General features: G+C 48.5%; 16 protein-coding genes, 2 tRNA genes and 6 pseudogenes. 9 read left to right on the forward strand and 15 right to left on the reverse strand.

Annotated features, from left to right (window positions below):
- Positions 1-401 precede the first annotated feature (401 nt).
- From zinT to aztA, 5 genes and pseudogenes are all read right to left on the reverse strand, one after another.
- A pseudogene (zinT, locus tag HP572_RS05490) lies at positions 402-989 on the reverse strand (metal-binding protein ZinT); the annotation flags it as partial.
- A 186-nt stretch (positions 990-1,175) separates the two neighbouring features.
- Positions 1,176-2,312, reverse strand: a pseudogene (gene aztD / locus HP572_RS05495) (zinc metallochaperone AztD); the annotation flags it as partial.
- Positions 2,313-2,339: 27 nt separating this feature from the next.
- Positions 2,340-3,275 carry a zinc ABC transporter substrate-binding protein AztC gene (aztC, locus tag HP572_RS05500; protein WP_240585004.1) on the reverse strand — a complete coding sequence of 312 codons (936 nt, stop codon included), beginning with the start codon at positions 3,273-3,275 and terminating at the stop codon, positions 2,340-2,342.
- 5 nt (positions 3,276-3,280) lie between these two features.
- Complete coding sequence (aztB, locus tag HP572_RS05505; protein ID WP_240585005.1) at positions 3,281-4,171, reverse strand: zinc ABC transporter permease AztB; 891 nt, start codon at positions 4,169-4,171, stop codon at positions 3,281-3,283.
- Entirely contained in the window at positions 4,171-4,896 is a 726-nt protein-coding gene (aztA, locus tag HP572_RS05510; RefSeq protein WP_240585006.1) for a zinc ABC transporter ATP-binding protein AztA, read from the reverse strand. The genes aztB and aztA overlap by 1 nt, the downstream gene beginning before the upstream one ends.
- Before the next feature lie 159 nt (positions 4,897-5,055).
- Here aztA and HP572_RS05515 point away from each other — a divergent pair.
- From HP572_RS05515 to HP572_RS05525, 3 genes and pseudogenes are all read left to right on the forward strand, one after another.
- Positions 5,056-5,157 (forward strand): annotated as a pseudogene (locus HP572_RS05515) (DNA primase); the annotation flags it as partial.
- 280 nt (positions 5,158-5,437) lie between these two features.
- On the forward strand, positions 5,438-5,674 hold the full coding sequence (locus HP572_RS05520) for a type II toxin-antitoxin system CcdA family antitoxin (RefSeq protein ID WP_029729596.1): 237 nt from the start codon (positions 5,438-5,440) through the stop codon (positions 5,672-5,674).
- Positions 5,675-5,676: 2 nt separating this feature from the next.
- Positions 5,677-5,991 (forward strand): CcdB family protein, encoded by a 315-nt coding sequence (locus HP572_RS05525; RefSeq protein WP_240585007.1) that lies wholly within the window; start codon positions 5,677-5,679, stop codon positions 5,989-5,991.
- A gap of 33 nt (positions 5,992-6,024) precedes the next feature.
- Here HP572_RS05525 and HP572_RS05530 read toward each other — a convergent pair.
- Together HP572_RS05530 and HP572_RS05535 are read right to left on the reverse strand one after the other, a co-directional pair.
- Positions 6,025-6,126: pseudogene (locus HP572_RS05530) on the reverse strand (mobilization protein mobC); the annotation flags it as partial.
- Positions 6,127-6,742: 616 nt separating this feature from the next.
- Positions 6,743-6,964, reverse strand: a pseudogene (locus HP572_RS05535) (IS3 family transposase); the annotation flags it as partial.
- Between the two features lie 308 nt (positions 6,965-7,272).
- Here HP572_RS05535 and HP572_RS05540 point away from each other — a divergent pair.
- Positions 7,273-7,923, forward strand: a complete 651-nt coding sequence (locus tag HP572_RS05540; RefSeq protein WP_240585008.1) for a hypothetical protein — start codon at positions 7,273-7,275, stop codon at positions 7,921-7,923.
- A gap of 137 nt (positions 7,924-8,060) precedes the next feature.
- The gene (locus tag HP572_RS05545; protein WP_240585009.1) at positions 8,061-8,867 is read left to right on the forward strand and encodes a hypothetical protein; all 807 of its coding nucleotides are present in this window, start codon (positions 8,061-8,063) and stop codon (positions 8,865-8,867) included.
- An 86-nt stretch (positions 8,868-8,953) separates the two neighbouring features.
- Here HP572_RS05545 and HP572_RS05550 read toward each other — a convergent pair whose 3' ends face one another.
- Positions 8,954-9,412 carry a hypothetical protein gene (locus HP572_RS05550; RefSeq protein WP_240585819.1) on the reverse strand — a complete coding sequence of 153 codons (459 nt, stop codon included), beginning with the start codon at positions 9,410-9,412 and terminating at the stop codon, positions 8,954-8,956.
- Between the two features lie 78 nt (positions 9,413-9,490).
- Between HP572_RS05550 and HP572_RS05555 the strand changes: the two are divergent.
- A pseudogene (locus tag HP572_RS05555) lies at positions 9,491-9,828 on the forward strand (DDE-type integrase/transposase/recombinase); the annotation flags it as partial.
- Between the two features lie 213 nt (positions 9,829-10,041).
- Here the strand turns inward: HP572_RS05555 and HP572_RS05560 are convergent.
- Both HP572_RS05560 and mtfA read right to left on the reverse strand, forming a co-directional pair.
- Positions 10,042-10,117 (reverse strand) — tRNA-Asn (locus tag HP572_RS05560).
- A 110-nt stretch (positions 10,118-10,227) separates the two neighbouring features.
- Entirely contained in the window at positions 10,228-11,025 is a 798-nt protein-coding gene (mtfA, locus tag HP572_RS05565) for a DgsA anti-repressor MtfA (protein ID WP_240585010.1), read from the reverse strand.
- Between the two features lie 93 nt (positions 11,026-11,118).
- Between mtfA and HP572_RS05570 the strand changes: the two genes are divergently transcribed.
- Positions 11,119-11,204: transfer RNA gene (locus HP572_RS05570), tRNA-Ser, on the forward strand.
- A gap of 60 nt (positions 11,205-11,264) precedes the next feature.
- Here the strand turns inward: HP572_RS05570 and HP572_RS05575 are convergent.
- Positions 11,265-11,651, reverse strand: coding sequence for a lysozyme inhibitor LprI family protein (locus tag HP572_RS05575; protein ID WP_240585011.1), 387 nt, complete (start codon positions 11,649-11,651; stop codon positions 11,265-11,267).
- Between the two features lie 154 nt (positions 11,652-11,805).
- Here HP572_RS05575 and HP572_RS05580 point away from each other — a divergent pair, with 154 nt between their 5' ends.
- Positions 11,806-11,973 (forward strand): YqaE/Pmp3 family membrane protein, encoded by a 168-nt coding sequence (locus HP572_RS05580; RefSeq protein WP_240585012.1) that lies wholly within the window; start codon positions 11,806-11,808, stop codon positions 11,971-11,973.
- Between the two features lie 81 nt (positions 11,974-12,054).
- On the opposite strand, the gene HP572_RS05585 is transcribed toward HP572_RS05580, so the two are convergent.
- Entirely contained in the window at positions 12,055-13,530 is a 1,476-nt protein-coding gene (locus tag HP572_RS05585; RefSeq protein ID WP_240585013.1) for a sensor domain-containing diguanylate cyclase, read from the reverse strand.
- 275 nt (positions 13,531-13,805) lie between these two features.
- Here HP572_RS05585 and HP572_RS05590 point away from each other — a divergent pair, with 275 nt between their 5' ends.
- Positions 13,806-14,720: a lipid kinase gene (locus HP572_RS05590; RefSeq protein ID WP_240585014.1), complete on the forward strand. Its 915-nt coding sequence runs from the start codon at positions 13,806-13,808 to the stop codon at positions 14,718-14,720.
- Positions 14,721-14,790: 70 nt separating this feature from the next.
- On the opposite strand, the gene HP572_RS05595 is transcribed toward HP572_RS05590, so the two are convergent.
- The 3 genes from HP572_RS05595 to moeA form a co-directional block, all read right to left on the reverse strand.
- Positions 14,791-15,390 carry a nitroreductase family protein gene (locus HP572_RS05595; protein ID WP_240585015.1) on the reverse strand — a complete coding sequence of 200 codons (600 nt, stop codon included), beginning with the start codon at positions 15,388-15,390 and terminating at the stop codon, positions 14,791-14,793.
- A 100-nt stretch (positions 15,391-15,490) separates the two neighbouring features.
- Positions 15,491-16,249, reverse strand: a complete 759-nt coding sequence (gene moeB / locus HP572_RS05600; protein ID WP_240585016.1) for a molybdopterin-synthase adenylyltransferase MoeB — start codon at positions 16,247-16,249, stop codon at positions 15,491-15,493.
- 2 nt (positions 16,250-16,251) lie between these two features.
- Entirely contained in the window at positions 16,252-17,487 is a 1,236-nt protein-coding gene (gene moeA / locus HP572_RS05605; protein WP_240585017.1) for a molybdopterin molybdotransferase MoeA, read from the reverse strand.
- Positions 17,488-17,526: the final 39 nt, after the last annotated feature.

Here is a 17,526-nt window from a genome sequence, read left to right on the forward strand (position 1 = left end):
AATGAATACCCAACGGGCGAAGAATAGTGCTCACGTTAGGGGTTAATAAAGCGGTTCGCAACAGGTTCTGCCTAAAAATGGTCGGTTACCATCCCCTTAACCCGCAGGTTGGCATAATGGCGGTCCCGAGGGGGAATTTGCAGCTTGATGAGCTAAAAGACGTGATTGAGATGGTGTTGTCTGATGGCACCACCCGAAGTGATGAAATTGTCTGGCGGTGCCTTTCTGGATCCCTGGCCTACAAAGATTGCTCGTTTGGTATGAGGAAAAATATTTTCCCAGTCCGTTTATTAATACGCTGATACGTGATGTTTGCATCGGCGATGAAATAAGGCATAGCGTGAAAAATAGCTATGCCTTTTAATACAACGATGCCTTTTAATACAGGAATTCAGCGGGTATTAATGATGATGCAGCAGGTCATCAACAACCTGATCGCTGGTAAGCTGATAAGGATAATACGTTGGCCAGTTATCCATTTCTTTAAGGATCTCTTCTTGAGAGGTATTTCCCATAAAGATATGGAAGTGGGCTGATTTACGCGGCGCGATGGTGTGATCGCTGAATTGGACGTATTTAGGTGCTTTCGATTGGGCATCTTTACATTCAAAGAGGTAGCGCACACCTTTTTTACCCGATACATAATTAAGGATCTTATGCCCAGCGTAGTCATAATGGCATGAGGTGACTTCGCCATCTTTATGGAATTCCATGATGCCATTTTCTATTTTTATTTCTGAAACAGTGGTGGCGTAGCCTTTACGGTAATAATCTTTAACTTTTTCAAAGGTATTGCTCTTATCGTTTTCCGCTTTCTTTTTGAAAACCGGATCCATTTCACCCGACAGCATAATAGGGTAAATAGACTGCCACATACCTTCCCAGTCGGTAAGCGCTCTATCTTTTACATCGCTATTATTGAAAGCACCATTGGCTGCTTTCTTTTCTATTTCGGTCATGGGTGCACCATGTAAATGGTCGTGCTCGTGCTCGTGCTCGTGCTCGTGCTCGTGGTCATGGGCATGGGCATGGGCATGGTCGTGAGAATGCTCATGACCGTGATCGTGGGAATGACCATGATCGTGAGAAGCACCGTGCTCATGGACTTTGCCCGATCCCCCGACAGCAACAATGTTGAACGGATGTCCCTGTACATCCATTGTGCTTGTTTCTTTCAGCTCCACCGCATCCAGCACGTGAATTTTGCTCTTTAGAGGGTCGGTAATATAAATGCTGTTAGCCGCGACGGCGATACGCGGACGCGCATCGTTCCAATGTCCGTCCATAGAGTACGGTTCGGTGACGCGCACAGACTTGGTAATCTCACCCTTGAGTACATCAACCTGATTTAACTTGCCGTCTTCCGTAAAGACATAAGCGTATTTTGGACGTACCGGATCGACGGCGAAATGCACGCGGCGGGTTGGCAACTGTACCAAACGGAAGCTCTGCGCTTCGGTTGGGTCGATAAGTACGATGCGGTCTGGGCCGTAGTTACCGATAAAGTACTGCATGCCTTTACCGCCGATCAGTGTAGAAACGCTGCCTTTCGGTAACGCGCTGGAGTAAGGCAGATGACGGATTTGGGGCGTATCGCTTTTCTGGGTTACCAGCAGCAGGCCCGTTTCGCAGGACAGAGCGTAAGTATCGCCGGAACTGGCGGAACCGTGCAGACCGGGGCAGGCTACATTTTCACTGACAGTTTTACTATCCAGACTGATCACATGGGCGCCGATTGGGCGTTTGGAAGCATCTTCTGGGTTAGGAATAGAGGCGACGATATGGTTGTCATACGGAACAGCAACGCCATGATGCGCCGCACCAACAAACACTCTTTTCACGTCATTGCCGCCGTCCAGCACTGCGTGTTCACTCAAGACCATCGCGTAACGTTCGCCATCAAACCACTGGGCGACTTTGCCCTGACGTTCGACGAAATGTCCCGGCTTTTTGCCTGTCAGTTGGGTCTTAAGTAATGCGGGTTCATCGATATCAATATCGGCGTGATCGCCGTGATCATGGAATGAGATGCCGGAACCGATCATAGAGACGGTTTCCGCGCTGCCCTGAACGGCAAACACCGTCGCACCATTTTCACTGCGATAAAGTGATGCTGGCCCTTTCACGGTAAAGGAGGTCAGCTTGTCGCCATTAAGGGCATCAATCACGTTTACGACGGGTTTGTCGTGATCGGCGACGAACAGACGCCAGGCTGTGACATCTTCTTCTGCCGCCATTGCTGATCCCGCCGTACCCAGCAGAATGGCTGAAATAGATAGCGGTAATAAAAGCTTTTTCATGTGGATCTCCATTATCAAATAGTCCAGATTCGAGTGAAATCAGGGAGTTTGCTTATCGTCAGCCAGCGCCGACACGATGGTGTTGACGTTGTGCTGCATCATTGCGATATAGGTTGGTGCCGGGCCGGAAGGACCGGAAAGCGCGTCGGAATAGAGCACGCCTGCGATGGGTAAACCGGCTTCGGCTGCAATTTGCTCCACCAGTCGTGGGTTCGAAATATTTTCGGTGAAGACGGCGGCGGCGCGGTTTTTCTTTATCTCGCGCAGAATGCCTGCGACATCGGCGGCAGAAGCTTCAGACTCGGTAGACACCCCTTGAGGGGATAAAAAGTGGATGCCATAGGCGTGCTCGAAATAGCGAAAGGCATTGTGGCCGACCACCACGGTGCGGCGTGATGCTGGGATGCGAGCCATTGCACTATCGATGGCCGTGCCCAGTTTGATGAGTTTTTCCTCATAGGCTTTGGCGTTAGCCTGATAGGTGTCGCAACCGCTTTTATCCGCGGCGCAAAAGGCGGCGGTAATATTTTTCACATAGACATGGGCATTAGGCAGCGACTGCCAGGCATGAGGGTCGAAAGGGGCGGCATGGAATACCGCTTTACCGTTATAGAAATGGTAATGCCCGCCAGCAGGGTCGCGAATAATCTCTGCACCTTTAGTCACTTCAATCACCGGTGCTTTGCTCTCGCTGGCCTCAATAAGCCGGTTAATGAATCCCTCAAACTGTAAGCCGTTAATTAAAATTACGTCGGCTTTCGCCATCGCAATCGCATCCGCAGGGGATGGTTCATACACATGTGCATCGCTGTCGGGGCCGACGATGGTGCGCAGCTCAATACGATCTTGGCCGATATTTTTTGCCATATCGCCCAGAATAGAGAAGCTCGCAATGACATTGAGCTTGGCATTCGCCTGAAACGGCAGTGACAGGGAAAGCAAGGCAGCGACGCTGAGCGCCGTGGTAATTTTCATAGGATTTACTCCGTGCGTGAAGCGCGCGTGTTAACTAACGAAGAGTGAGAAGGGCGGCGGGTGTTTTTCATCATGACAAGGCCGGTTGAGACCAGATAAAAAACGCCGTTAGCGAGAATAATGGCTGGACCTGATGGCAGCGAATAGTGGTAGGAGAACAGTAAACCCGTCACGCAGGCTACCATCCCAATCAGCACCGAAAACAGGCAAAGCGTGATGACGCGATGGGTCCAGAAACGAGCGGTGACGGCTGGGAGAATCATCAAACCAACCGACAGCAGCGTACCTAGCGCCTGATATCCTGCCACGAGGTTTATCACCACCAGCGTAAGGAACAGGAAATGAACCGGCGAACTGAGCCGGGACACGGTACGTAGGAACAGTGGGTCCAGACACTCAGCAATCAGCGCGCGCCACAAGAGTCCCAGTGCCAGCAAAGAGGTGGCGGAAACGCAGGCGATGAGGGTCAGGGCTTGCACATTCAGCGCCAGAACAGAACCGAATAGCACATGCATCAAGTCTACGCTCGATCCGCGCAGCGAAACGATAAGCACCCCGAGCGCCAGTGAGATAAGGTAAAACGCCGCCATGGAGGCATCTTCCTTTTGTACCGTTAGACGCGACACGACCCCGGAACCTATCGCCACGACCAGCCCGGCAACCATGCCGCCGAGCGTCATTGGAATGATTTCCAGACCATAGAGCAGAAAGCCAAAAGCGGCACCGGGTAGCACGGCGTGGGACATGGCATCCCCGACCAGACTCATACGGCGTAGGGTCAGGAACACACCCACCGGACACGCGCTGAGCGATAGCAGCAATGCCCCCATAAGGGCTCGGCGCATAAAGTTAAATTCGACAAACGGATTGATGAGTAGATCGTAAAGCCAGGTCATTATCGGTCTCCAGCCACGTAAAGCGTGGTGTCATGCCGACAGAATGCGGGTGGGATTGGGCTGTGTTTCATCACCCACGAGGTTTCTCCCCAGGCGACCACGGTACCATTGACCATTAATGTTTCTGGGAAATGACGGCTCACAAGTTCAGGGTCGTGTATCACCACAACGACGGTGCGTTGCTGTGAGTGCCAGTTTTTGATCAGGGCCAGCATATCCTGCGTGGTCGCCGTATCAATGGCATTGAAGGGCTCGTCGAGTAAAATGATACTGGCGTCCTGAACAATCACTCGGGCAAATAGGGCGCGTTGAAACTGACCTCCAGAGAGTGTGCTGAGTGGTTTATTTTCAAAACCCGCCAGTCCAACCGCTGCAAGCGCCTGAACGACGCGTATCCGATCCTGGCGGCGATGCCAGCCCATCAAGCCTCTATCTTGCCAGAGCCCTAGCGATACCAGGTCGCTGACAGTGGCAGGGAAGCTGCGATCGAGCTCCGAGATCTGGGGTAAATAAGCGATCCGTGCACCTGATGCGATACGGCAGATACCTGACTGAGGTTGCAGTATTCCGGCAATACCCTTCAGTAGCGTCGATTTACCCGAGCCATTCGGGCCGACTACCGCAGTCAGAGAACCTGTGCGAACCGAACCGGTGATAGTGCTCAATACTGGATTTCCATCGTAGCCGAGCGTCAGCTCTTCGACCTGTACTGCAAAATCCGGCATCTCATTAATGTTCCATTATTTCACTGATTTTGTAATGTTATAACATATCATTAATGAGTGTAAATATTTAAGACAGTTTTTACCGCAAAGTGAAGTTCTGTATGAAAATCAACCTAACTATGAGTGCCAGACTGTACTGAACCCAATAATGATGTCGTACTTGCCTCATGGATCCAGGCGTGGAAAAACGACAAGCGTGATGTTTTCAAAGCGGCCAGCGCCGCCTCAAAAGCGCATCGTTACCTAATGGGTAAGATTTGAGTCGGAGATGATAAGCCGCAAAAAAGTAGTGCGGCTTTAACCTTATTGTGGGGCAGGGAAGGTGACAGATGTTTAAATTTCCCTGCGAATTCGGGCGGCAAAGAGCCCGCGCATCCCGTAAACGTCGTTTGTACATCGGTGATTGCTGTAAACGACGGCTCGGGTATGACGACTGACAGTGAAGTTTGCAGGACTGTAATGGTAGCAGAGCCTGTTTTTGGTGTTATGATAAGTGTATTGTGCCGTGTAATGCGCACGTATCTTATACGGGAGAGAAACCATGACCGCGAAACAACGCAACACGCAGAGCGTGACCATGACAGTAGAGCGTGCCTTACTGGTAAGAGCGCGTGAAGCGGGCATTAATCTGAGTGCTACCCTGACAACCGCCCTGGATGCAGAGCTTCGCTCTCATGAAGCGAAAAAATGGCAGGAAGAAAACAGGGAGGCTCTCGCAGCACTCAATCGTTTTCATGATGAACAGGGTTGTTTCAGCGATGAATACAGGACGTTTTAACCATGCAATTCACCGTATACGGTAATACCGGGAAAAGCGTCGTTTACCCGTTGTTGCTCGATGTCACGAGCGATATTATTGGGCAATTGAATCGTCGGATAGTGATCCCATTGCTCCCTATTGAAAAGTATCCGGCAGGCCGCCGACCGGATCGCTTTGTCCCCGTCATCAGGCTGACGGACGGCAAAGAATACGCCGTAATGACCCACGAGCTGGCAAGTATCCCTGTCCAGGCCCTGGGGGCGGTGTTTTGTGATGCCTCGCAGTACCGTTCTCAGGTAAAGGCTGCAATAGACTTCCTCATCGACGGGTTCTGACGTTTCTTTCTATGCTGTTAAACAGGCATGCCTTTAATCATGGCTAACGGGGGCCTGTTCAAGTTCGTCTATCGTGCGGAAGAGAAACATCTCCCGGTTTTTCGCATCAAACGGAACCGAAATTCCGTTCCTTAAGCGCCCAACGCTATGCGGGTCTCTTTGCCAAAAAATAGTATCTGAAGTAACAGAGACGCGAACCAGTAGGTTTAACGCGTGATAACCAGAAACTTTGAAGGGGGCGCGGATGATTTTACGTTGCAGATTTTTGAGTCGTTAAGAGACGTTTGGGGGGTCACTCCGTCATCGAACCAACTTGACCCCAAATCTGACCACCACATTCTCCCGATGCAGAAGGAAAACGAAATGTGCATCGGACGACTTTTCACGTGAAAGCATTGAATAAAATGATAAAAAAAAATTCCGCTTAAGTTGCCTTAAGCGGGATTTTCTAAATTTGGCTCCCTGACTGGGATCGCCTTTGCCAGTAACTGGCTAATAAATAAGCTAAACCTGAAAGCTCTTGTTGTCAAGACCACCAGAATGACCACCAAATAAAAACTGTGGTACCACAGCAGTGGCGTGGTAAGGAAAAAGGTTATGAAAAGACTAACTCTTTTTCTGAGTTGAAAAGCTAAAAATATAGGGTCTTTTACATCAGTCATTTCGACGGTGTTAAAATTTAAAACATCGAACAGATAGTTCTCGTTGTGTGGAATGGGTATGCTCGTAATTGTGAATCGCTATGGGTAATCTAGACACTTTCGAGCCGTTGATAATACTGCTGTTCATATTCATTCGGCGACACCTGATTGTTCGAATCAGGTCGACGTTTGCTGTTATAAAACATTTCGATGTAATCAACAATATCGCTTCGAGTATCCTCCCGTGTTTCGTAGATCCTTTTCTTTATCCGTTCACGTGTGAGTAGTTGGAAAAAACTTTCGGCAACGGCGTTATCATGAAAGTTGCTCTGTGATTTCCCTTATGCATAATTAGCTATATAAATTTCCTCTTCAATGGTTTTGCGCTTTGTATATCATCGTTAATGACCCCCTCTAGACCATTGATGCAATTATAATAATTAGGATGATATGGATATCAAAGAGCTCAGAGAATCGATTTGTTCATTCGTAAACTATGATGGACGCTTCCCATTGATTGAAAAACAACCAGAATATACGAGGCTAAGAAATTTTCTGGTGAAAAAACTTGACTTGTATTTTATAATATGAATCGATGGGGTGAATAAAATTAAAAAATAATACTCAAGGAGGTAGAACTATGGTAGACAAACTGTCAATTTTAGTACGGTCGGAATATAGAATGTCTATGCGAGAAGTTAGTTCCTATATAAATAAAATCGATAGATTTTTCCGAAGAGACGAATTTAAATTAGATGCAGAAGAGGACAAAATATATTGGAAACAACACGAAAATAAAGATTTAAATTTTGATTCAGATGAATTTATTTTAAAAATACAACGTAAATCTCATAATGATAGATACAATTTATTTTTGAAATTTTCTGCAGTTATGATTTACTCTGCCTTTGAAACATCTTTGTGCGCCGCTGCAGAAATCCCCTCATATATTTCAAATGACAAAGTGAAGTTAAATAAAAATAAATCAATCTCTCGAAATAATAAAATAAACATTGAACGTTACAAAGAATATTTGGTGGAAAATCATGATGTCAAGTTTGATGGATTAGAGGAAATATGGGGGAGAATTAATGGTTTCAGATTTGTTAGAAATATTATAGTCCATAAAGGAGGGGAGCTTGAATCGAATGATTTTGAAAGATTTGACAAAGTTTCCGACCAAGAAATCGGACTATCTAGAAATCATGAGTTTATATTCATTGAGCTAGTTTATCTAACTCAGATTGTTGATATCATGGATGTTTTTTTTGATAATTTATATAAAACTTAGGGGTGATTGTTTAATGATTACCAGGAAATTCGCAATCATCTTGATTATCTGTGGTGAACTATTATTAAAAATTATTCGTTTGTCAGTCGATAGGTTTTTCTCTATAGATTACCATATTTATTTTACTGGGGTGTTACGTGAAAACTAAATGTAGATATTATCTAATTAAAAATGATATTTATGAAATGGATTTAACCTCATCAGAATTCATCAAAAATCATGACAATCCAATATTTAAATTAGCCATTCTGTTACTTGAAATAAAAATAAACAGTGATGGATTAAAAATAACCAACTTTCATCAATTAAGCAGTAAATATGAAAAACAAGCTATTCTAATGTTTCATGATATGTGGGAGTATAATGAAAAAGAGCATATACACTTGTCCGATGAATTGATTCAAAAAATCTCTAGCCATGTAGAAAAATCAATCAATAGCATAATTAGAAAATATCATTCATTTGCATCTGAAGATATGATCACTGCTGTTCTTGGAGAGAAACTATATGATGAATTTAATGACGAGGAAATGGATGTTGATATTAAATTTCAATCATATTCATCAGTTAAAAAAGAGCCAATTAATGGTGCCGATCTTAGTTTCATATTTGATATAAAAGATAAGAGTGGTCGGAGGATAATAAAAAGTATATTAATACAATCCAAAAAAGTCAAAAACCCTTTCACAGCAAATCATAACATCTCAAGGCTTGAAGAACAAATAAATAAAATGGAAAGAATAACTAATGAAAGCTATGTATTTCAATACAGTGAAAATGGGTTCAGCACTTATAAGTCATCTGCTCGTAATGATGTTAAAAGTATCAACATTCTATTTTGTGAAGTTCTCCGATGCCAAAGTGGGGATAAGAGAAAATCAGTATTAGCCCATTCATTAGATAGTAGACATATAATGCGTCTATCCATAGATGAAGATAACTAAAAGTGTTGAAGCGGGTTAATGATGAGTTGCATTACCTCGTTTATTACTCAATTCAATATAGTTGTGTTCTATAGCAGAATCCGTGTTCAGAGGCAATGCCTCTGACCCATTGCTATCGCAGCCTCTGTTGCCCCTTTAGCCTTAATAGCAATAATCTCATGGTGTTCTGGCATATCAACCGGATTACCATTATATATATCCGTGAAGGCTGAATTGAGTTTAACAACTGCCTCATGAAATGCTGAAATCTCAGTATATTTAAACAACAGTTGGAGCTTAGCTATATTCTGATGGAGCAAAAGCATAGCAACGGGCCACTCCTCAGATAATTTATTACTCTCTGCCCGACTAATTACACTGACACCTAACAGCCCCATGTGTGAAGAAGAGAACCGAGATTCGACAGTCTCAAGGGCAAGAACAATTTCTCTGAGTGTCTCATATCGATCTGACCATAGCCGTTCTTTCTTACCCTTGAGAAGAGCAAGGTAAGCGCCAGAGCATGCGCTAACTAATGCAACAAGAAGAACGCCCGCATAGTTCACTGGGTGATATGCTACCTGTTATCTATGCGTGGCAAAAACTGACCGGAGATCCTCAGTGGCGGTGGTACTAAAAACCGGAGGGACTACAATACGGGTGAACAGTGTGGGGCAAACCGGGTCTGGCTGGCGTCTGGCGCGCGGCGCTGGAATAAAGGCACAAGTCGAATATTGCAGTCCAAGAGCATACAAAGGTGAAGCAAGCATTGTGACACCCAACAAGCTCCAGCAACAATTTAACCTGATGGCACAGGGCGACAGATATTACGTATATCAGAACGCATGAAGGCTGGTTATATTTCGCTGTGGAGGCCGACCTGTTTTCCCGTGAAATCATGGGCTGGTCGACGCAGGTCAGAATGACGAGGGATATCGTGCTGAATGTATTGCTAATGGCGCTGTGGAGGCTTGACCCACAAATGCTTTCACGTTGCAGTTTTTTGAGCCGTTAAGAGACATTTGGGGGTCACATCATTATCGAACCAACTTGACCCCAAATCTGACCACCACATTTTCCTGATGCGGAGGGAAAATTGAAAATGCATCGGGACGAATTTTCACATGAACATACTGAATAAAATGATAAAAACAAAAATCCCGCTTAAGTATCCTTAAGCGGGATTTTCTAAATTTGGCTCCTCTGACTGGACTCGAACCAGTGACATACGGATTAACAGTCCGCCGTTCTACCGACTGAACTACAGAGGAATCGTGTGAACGGGGCGCATGATATCCGCCACCCGCGGTACTGTCAACGGCAAAATCAGCTTTATCGTCTGACTGTTTAGGCTGTGTACAATTCGCTGTTTTTTTATGGGTTAGTAAATGGATGGTGCACGGTAATTCGTGCTGCTTTGCCAGTTTTTTAGACGGGTGAGCGGATCCTGTCGGTAGAACTTTTGGAAGCAGCGGTACAGATCGGGGAAACGCTCTTCGAGAAGTTCGGGGGCGCTGAAGAAGTATTCCGACAGCACCGCGAAGCACTCTGCCGGATCGTGGACGGCGTAGGGATCCATGCTGGCGGCATCTTCGCCCACCAAATCGATTTCTTCCTGCAAGGCATCCATCGCGCCGTGCAGATGCTGTTCCCACGCAGCAATCTCGCGTAGAGGGATAAGGGGGACGCCCGTCGCTTCGCCGCTGCTGCGGATGTCCAGCTTGTGCGCGACTTCATGAATGATGAGGTTAAAACCGGAGAGGTCGAAGGAATCCTGCACTTCCTGCCAGTTGAGGACAATCGGTCCCTGATCCCAGCTTTGGCCGGATTGCACCATTTTCCCCTTATGCACGAGCCCGATGTCATCCTGCCACTCTTCCTCAACAATAAACGGGCCGGGGTAAATCAGAACTTCATGGAAGCCATCCAGCGCATCCATTCCCAGTGACAGCACCGGCAGGGAAAACAGCAGGGCGATGCGCTGCTGCATGATGTCCGTCAACACCAGCTCCTGCAACGGAATCAGGCGCTTTTGCTTCAGAAACTGATCGGCAAGGGCGACCAGTTGCTGGAGCTCTTCGTCGCTTAAAGGTGCGAGAAGCGGAATGGAAATCGCAGCTTGCCAATGTTCAAGCGTCTGCACCTGAGGTTGAGTGTTTTTCCACGGCCATTTAATCATTGTTATTGCTCGTTCAGTCGTCACTTGAATTTAAAGGCGAGGGCGGGTGCTGTTAACATGCCGTAAAAGTAGGCATCATGGCAACTGCTAAACGGAGAGATGCCGGAGCGGCTGAACGGCCAGTCTCGAAAACTGGAGTAGGGCAACGCGACCGGGGGTTCAAATCCCCCGTCTCTCCACCGCTATTCAAACACTTACCCCGCATTTAGTCTGTGACGCTTTCCACACTTGGCAGTGGCTTAAAGCGGACAGCTCAAATCCCCTTCTTCACAACGTAGCATGCCTTTGAACTCCTCTACGCGTTCGGCGGTTTTCTGCGTCAGGCACTGGGAATACACCATGCCATGCACCGATCCCCCGGTTGTCGGGAAGGTCTGAAACTCACAGTCAGCGTCGCGGTACGCGATCCATTTTCTCTGCGCTGACTTGAGCAACGCCTTGTGTTCTTCAATCACCAGGCGTTTTACGACATCCTGATACAGCCGATTAAGCTCGCCATCCACTTTTTTATATTCATTAGCAGCACACTGGCTCATCTCCAACTGTGTGTTGGCGTTGCCACAGTCTGCGGCGGTGGCTTGAGTGATGGGAAGCAGCGCAAAAAGAGCAATGGCTAGCTTTTTCATTATTGACCCTCTGTAAGTCGGCACTCTGTATTCAGGTGCACATGTGATGGGGGAACGGCCTTGCAAAGATTACTCTCAATCATCCCGTCCCGTACTGACAAATCCCATGTACTGAACTACTTTCATAAGGAATCATCACGTTACGGAGGTTGATATGGGATTTTGGCGTATTGTACTGACTATTCTCTTGCCACCGTTGGGCGTGTTACTGGGGAAAGGCATCGGTGGGGCATTTATTCTGAATATTATTCTGACGCTGTTAGGTTATTTTCCTGGGTTGGTGCATGAGTTTTGGGTGCAGACGAAAGATGATGGCATTTAGTGTCTGATAAGCCTGTTCGACGATTATGATGAAATAACGGGGAGACATCGTGCTCCCCGTTACCTTTTTATTGATGGCGCGCTATTGCGCTGCGCTCACCACCTGATTACGCCCTTGCTGTTTTGCCTGATAGAGCGCGATATCGGCGCGGTTAATCAACATACTGAGCGTCTCGCCCGCCCGATATTCCGCAACGCCGCAGCTGGCTGTCACCTGAATGACGCATTCGCGGTAGGGAAGGTGCGTGGTTTCAATACTGTGACGCAGAGCTTCGGCACGCTGCTGCGCGGCGTTGAGATCGCAATCGTCGAGCAAAATGACGAATTCCTCGCCTCCCCAGCGGCAGGATTGATCGCTGGAGCGGGTGTTGCTCGATAAGATGGAGGCAACCTCTTTTAACACCAGATCTCCGACGTTGTGGCCGTACTTGTCATTGATTTTTTTGAAGTGGTCAATATCAATCAGAATAATGGAGAGCGATTTATGCTGTAAGGCATTTTTCGTCCCGAGACGACGGAATAAATAATCAAATGCCTGACGGTTCATCAGGCCTGTTAATTTATCGGTCGTCGCCATCTGTTCCAGACGGCGTTGATATCCGCCAATGGTCAACCACAGCAGGAACAGGAAAAGGACGCTGACGAACATGCTAATACCCAGATTTTTAAGCAGTGTGGTGAACAGTCGCTGTTCACTGGGGTGGCTGGTTTGTTCAACCACCAAATACCAGCCGAATTCAGGGATGAATCGGGTATTGAGGAAAATATGTTCCCCGTTTGCTTGATATTCATAGGCACCGCCGGGGGCGGTCAAAATCGTGGTCGCAATCCGGTTCAGCCCCTGCTGTTCTTGAATTTGCAGCGGGCGCGTGTAGCTTTCTCCGTGCAACGTAATGTTACCTTCTTTATCAATGAAATAAATTGTCCGGTTATAGCGCTGTTCATATTTTTCAATCAGGTGCTTAACACGCTCAACCGGGATGCCCACGCCGGTAATGCCAATGAAATTGTCTTCATAATCCATGACTTTATGGTTGATGAAGATGTCCAGACGCGTGCGTTCTTCAGGATCGACGCGGAGATCGACAACGTAAGGCATATCATCCGATAGCGCTTTGTGCTGGAAATACCACTGATCGTCGGGGGATGACTCCGAGACGGTTTTCAGGATGCGTTGTTGGTCGTAATAGAGCCCGGTTTTATCAGAAATGAAAAAAGAAAATACGGTGTTGAAGCGGCGATCGATCTCCTTTAGATAGCGGAATAGCGCCTGCGGATCGCTTTCATTTTTTAGTACCCAGTCACGCAAAAAGGTATCGTGCGCCATTAGCGACGAAATAAAGATCGGTTTTAACAAATCCTGCTGGATTTCCGAATAAACGTTATCGCTGGTTAGCGGCAGGGTATTCTCTTCAATTTCTTCTTCCAGTGATTCTTTAGCGACTTCATAGCTAGTCCAACTGATAACCAGAAAGGCGGCGAGCAGCATGGAGCCGAGTATTATGATTGCGCGTGTTTTATCCAGCCAGCGGGCGTTATTGATGAATCCTGTCTGCAAAATAATCTCCCCAGAGAATCATTGATGAGATAGGTGAATAGGCGTCTGTTTTCACCTAAAAATGGTGGCACAACGTTTTACTGGAATGACGGTATGGCACAGTGGATACAGGAATTGCTGACTCGTAGAATTCAGTATAGTGGTTCTTATGTGGAAGTATTAGTGACAGACGGCTGGAACGTAATGTTTTGTATTTTATTGTGGGCTTGTTAAAGCTCCCTTGTCGGTTTGATTATCCCTATGGTTAGATTTCATCAATCAATGATGTTGGGTGGATGACCATGAGCCATTATTCAGCAGCGAAGGAATCAGGCCCAACAGCGCTTTTATTTATTAATAAACAGGCGCGGAATGGCAATTCCTCAGCACGCTATGTGAAAGAATTATTGCAGCAAAGCCAGATCAGCATCGTCGAACCGGATGAAAAAGACACGGGTTCGTGCAGCGATATTATACGTGCGTATGCGGATCGGGTGGATTTTGTGATTATCGGCGGTGGCGATGGCACGCTGAATTCTGCCGCACCCGGCCTGGTCGATACCGGATTGCCGCTAGGCGTGCTGCCATTAGGGACGGCAAATGACTTTGCCCGTACGGTGGGCATCCCCCGAGAGATAAGACAGGCCGTGCAGGTTATCGCTAGCGGGCAGCGGCGCGCCGTTGATTTGGGGGAGGTCAACGGGCATCTGTTCTTTAACGTTTCCAGTATTGGGTTTTCTGCGGCACTGGCACGCGGGCTGTCGGCGAAATCCAAGAAGCGCTGGGGCACATTGGGCTATGCGCTGGCGGCCTTTAAGCTCTTGAAGCAAAGTCGTCCTTTCCGCGTTGAGATTGAGCATGACGGTATCAAAGAGCGGGTGAGAACCGTGCAGGTGTCGGTGGGAAACGGGCGTTTCTACGGCGGCGGCATGGCTGTAGCTGACAGTGCCGCACCCGATGACGGTCGGCTGGATGTGTATAGCCTGGAGGTTTCTCACTGGTGGGAAATGGTGGCACTGATCCCCTTTATCCGCAAGGGGACGCACGGTCGCTGGCGTAAGGTCCGCGCTTTTTCCGCCAAACAGCTGACGTTGAGTACCCCGAAACCGCACGATATCAATGCCGACGGCGAGCTGATTGGCAAAACGCCGGCGGTATTCGGGATCAGAGAAAAGGCGATTCAGGTTTTTGCGCCACCGGTGTCTGATTAGAACGTGAACCTAAAATAGACAGGGACACCGCATGGTGTCCCTGTTTGTTTATAAAGAATGATTCAGCGGATTATTTAAATACGCGGAAACGCTCTTCAAAGGAAATATAGGTTTTCTCACCGGCTGGTTGCTCGACTGAGCCAAATGGCATTTGAGCACGCAGCTTCCAACTGGCTGGCAGATTCCACTGTGCTTTAACATCATCGTCAATCAGCGGATTGTAGTGTTGGAGCGAGGCGCCAATTTTTTCCTGCGCCAGCGTAGACCACACGGCAAACTGAGCAATACCGGTTGAATGTTCAGACCAGACCGGGAAGTTATCGGCATAAAGCGCGAATTTTTCCTGTAGTGCGTCAATCACGGCGGTGTCTTCAAAGAACAGGACAGTACCTGCGCCAGCGGCAAAGGAAGCCAGTTTATTTTCTGTCGGGGCAAAAGCGTCCGCTGGTACAATTTTCTTCAACTGCTGCTTAACAATATCCCACAGTTTGTGATGCTGCTCGCCGAACAGAATCACAACGCGTGAGCTTTGTGAATTAAAAGAGGAGGGGCTTTCATTAACGGCTGCGGTAATGAGGGCGGTAACCTGATCTTCTGATATCGGTAATTTATTACCGATGGCATAGATTGAACGACGGGCCTTGATTGACTGCAAAAAAGCATTACTCATGGTGTGTTCCTCAGTTTACGTGATGATTTGCCCTGATAATGTGTCACTGATTTTCGCCGTATTCAATGGCTTATCGTGCCGGATACCAATCTTTCCTTTTTCAGCCTGATTCGCCGCAGACGTCACAGTGTGGATTTTTCGGCAGCATCATTTCGCGAAATTGCAGCGTCATCGCATCGAACATCAGCAGTCGACCTGTCGCTAGCTTGCCGTAACCGGTCAGCAGCTTAATGGCTTCCATCGCCTGCAAACTTCCGATGGTGCCCACCAGCGGCGACATCACGCCTGCCTCGACGCAGGTCAGCGCATTGGCACCGAACAGACGGCTGAGACAATGATAGCAAGGTTCATCAGGTTGATAGGTAAAGACGCTGATGTGGCCTTCCATTCGAATTGCCGCCCCAGAGATCAGCGACTTCTTGAGCTGAAAGCCAATGCGGTTTAGGCGGTTGCGAATGTCGACATTGTCGGTACAGTCCAGCACGGCATCGTGTTTGCTGACTAGCACGCTCAACGCCTCGTCATCGAGATCGCCATCAACCGTATCAAGCGAAAGATGCGGATTCATGTCAGATAATGTCAGGCGTGCGGATTCCACCTTCGCCATCCCGATACGGGCATCGCGATGTAAAACCTGACGTTGCAGATTAGACAAAGAGACCGTGTCAAAATCCAGCAGCGTCAAATGGCCAACGCCCGCCGCGGCCAGATACTGCGTGGCGGCACAGCCTAGCCCACCCAACCCGACAATCAGCAGGCGCGAAGCCTTCAGCTTTTCCTGTCCGTCAAAATCAAAGCCGCGCAGCACAATCTGTCGATTGTAGCGCAGCATCTCTTCATCGCTCAGCTCCGGCAACATACTCAGTGCCCCAGCAGCGCGTTGAAGGGCTCGATTTCAACCCATTCGCCAGCGGCAACGCGACCGCGATCTTGTTCAAGCACAATGAAGCAGTTCCCGAGGCTGAACGAGCTGAAAACGTGTGAACCCTGATGCCCGGTGGTTCTCACTTCCAGCTCGCCCTGCGCGTTGCGGCTGAAAATGCCGCGTTGGAAATCGGTGCGCCCCGGCGTCTTTTTCAGTGCGCTGGTGGTTTTGACGCGAATCCGCGGCGGTAGACGCCATTGCGTATAGCCAGACAGGCGAGCCAGCAGCGGCTGAACCAGTTGATAGAACGTCAGCGCAGCAGAAACCGGATTCCCCGGCAGACCGCAGAACCAGGCGTGTTGCAGCTTGCCAAAGGCGAAGGGCTTACCGGGCTTGATCGCCAGCTTCCAGAAGTGGATATCGCCCAGCTCATCCAGCATTTGCTTGGTGTAATCCGCCTCGCCAACGGAAACACCGCCGCTGCTAATCACCAGATCGGCAAGCTGGTCAGCCTCATGGAACGCGGCACGCAGTGCAGCCGGATCGTCGCGGATAATCCCGAGGTCATGTACCTCGCAGCCCAGCTGTTCCAGCATCAAACGGACGGCAAAACGGTTAGTGTCATAAATCTGGCCGTCTGCCAGCGGCTCGCCGACGGGTTGCAGTTCATCACCGGTTGAAAACACCGCGACTTTCAGGCGGCGCACCACGTCAATCTGCGCAATCCCCAATGACGCCAGCAGCGGTAGCTCCGCTACGCCAAGCTTGCAGCCTGCGGGTAACACGCTGGCACCAGCCTGAATATCTTCTCCCGCCAGACGAATATTCTGGCCGGGTTTTACCTCATGCGAAAAGCGGATGCCGTCCTCGCTGACTTCGGCCTGTTCTTGCATGATGACGGCGTCGGCTCCTGCAGGGATCGGCGCACCGGTCATGATGCGAATGCAGGTTCCCGCAGGCCAGTCGCCGGTGAAGGGCGCGCCAGCGAATGCTTTGCCAGCCATCGGCAGCGTTGCTGAAGCGGACAACTCGGCGCAGCGTACGGCATAGCCATCCATCGCGGAATTGGCGAAAGGTGGGACGTTAATCGGGGAGGCGATAGCATGGGCGGTAATCCGTCCTGCGGCGTCGAACAGGGATACGCGCTCTGTCTCGGTAAGGGAAGGAACCTGAGAAAACATGTTTTCCAGAGCTTGTTCAAGAGTCAGTAAACCTGCGTTAACGCTTTCCATCTTCACTCCACAGCTTGTTTATCAATACGACTGATTTCA

This window comes from Pectobacterium sp. PL64 (genome assembly GCF_022477975.1).
Lineage (GTDB): Bacteria > Pseudomonadota > Gammaproteobacteria > Enterobacterales > Enterobacteriaceae > Pectobacterium > Pectobacterium jejuense.

What these genes read in the sequence shown, in the direction of transcription:
- aztC (WP_240585004.1), bottom strand. Translation starts at nt 3,275, where the DNA reads ATGAAAATTACCACGGCGCTCAGCGTCGCTGCCTTGCTTTCCCTGTCA.
- aztB (WP_240585005.1), bottom strand. Translation starts at nt 4,171, where the DNA reads ATGACCTGGCTTTACGATCTACTCATCAATCCGTTTGTCGAATTTAAC.
- aztA (WP_240585006.1), bottom strand. Translation starts at nt 4,896, where the DNA reads ATGCCGGATTTTGCAGTACAGGTCGAAGAGCTGACGCTCGGCTACGAT.
- HP572_RS05520 (WP_029729596.1), top strand. Translation starts at nt 5,438, where the DNA reads ATGACCGCGAAACAACGCAACACGCAGAGCGTGACCATGACAGTAGAG.
- HP572_RS05525 (WP_240585007.1), top strand. Translation starts at nt 5,677, where the DNA reads ATGCAATTCACCGTATACGGTAATACCGGGAAAAGCGTCGTTTACCCG.
- HP572_RS05540 (WP_240585008.1), top strand. Translation starts at nt 7,273, where the DNA reads ATGGTAGACAAACTGTCAATTTTAGTACGGTCGGAATATAGAATGTCT.
- mtfA (WP_240585010.1), bottom strand. Translation starts at nt 11,025, where the DNA reads ATGATTAAATGGCCGTGGAAAAACACTCAACCTCAGGTGCAGACGCTT.
- HP572_RS05575 (WP_240585011.1), bottom strand. Translation starts at nt 11,651, where the DNA reads ATGAAAAAGCTAGCCATTGCTCTTTTTGCGCTGCTTCCCATCACTCAA.
- HP572_RS05580 (WP_240585012.1), top strand. Translation starts at nt 11,806, where the DNA reads ATGGGATTTTGGCGTATTGTACTGACTATTCTCTTGCCACCGTTGGGC.
- HP572_RS05590 (WP_240585014.1), top strand. Translation starts at nt 13,806, where the DNA reads ATGACCATGAGCCATTATTCAGCAGCGAAGGAATCAGGCCCAACAGCG.
- HP572_RS05595 (WP_240585015.1), bottom strand. Translation starts at nt 15,390, where the DNA reads ATGAGTAATGCTTTTTTGCAGTCAATCAAGGCCCGTCGTTCAATCTAT.
- moeB (WP_240585016.1), bottom strand. Translation starts at nt 16,249, where the DNA reads ATGTTGCCGGAGCTGAGCGATGAAGAGATGCTGCGCTACAATCGACAG.
- moeA (WP_240585017.1), bottom strand. Translation starts at nt 17,487, where the DNA reads ATGGAAAGCGTTAACGCAGGTTTACTGACTCTTGAACAAGCTCTGGAA.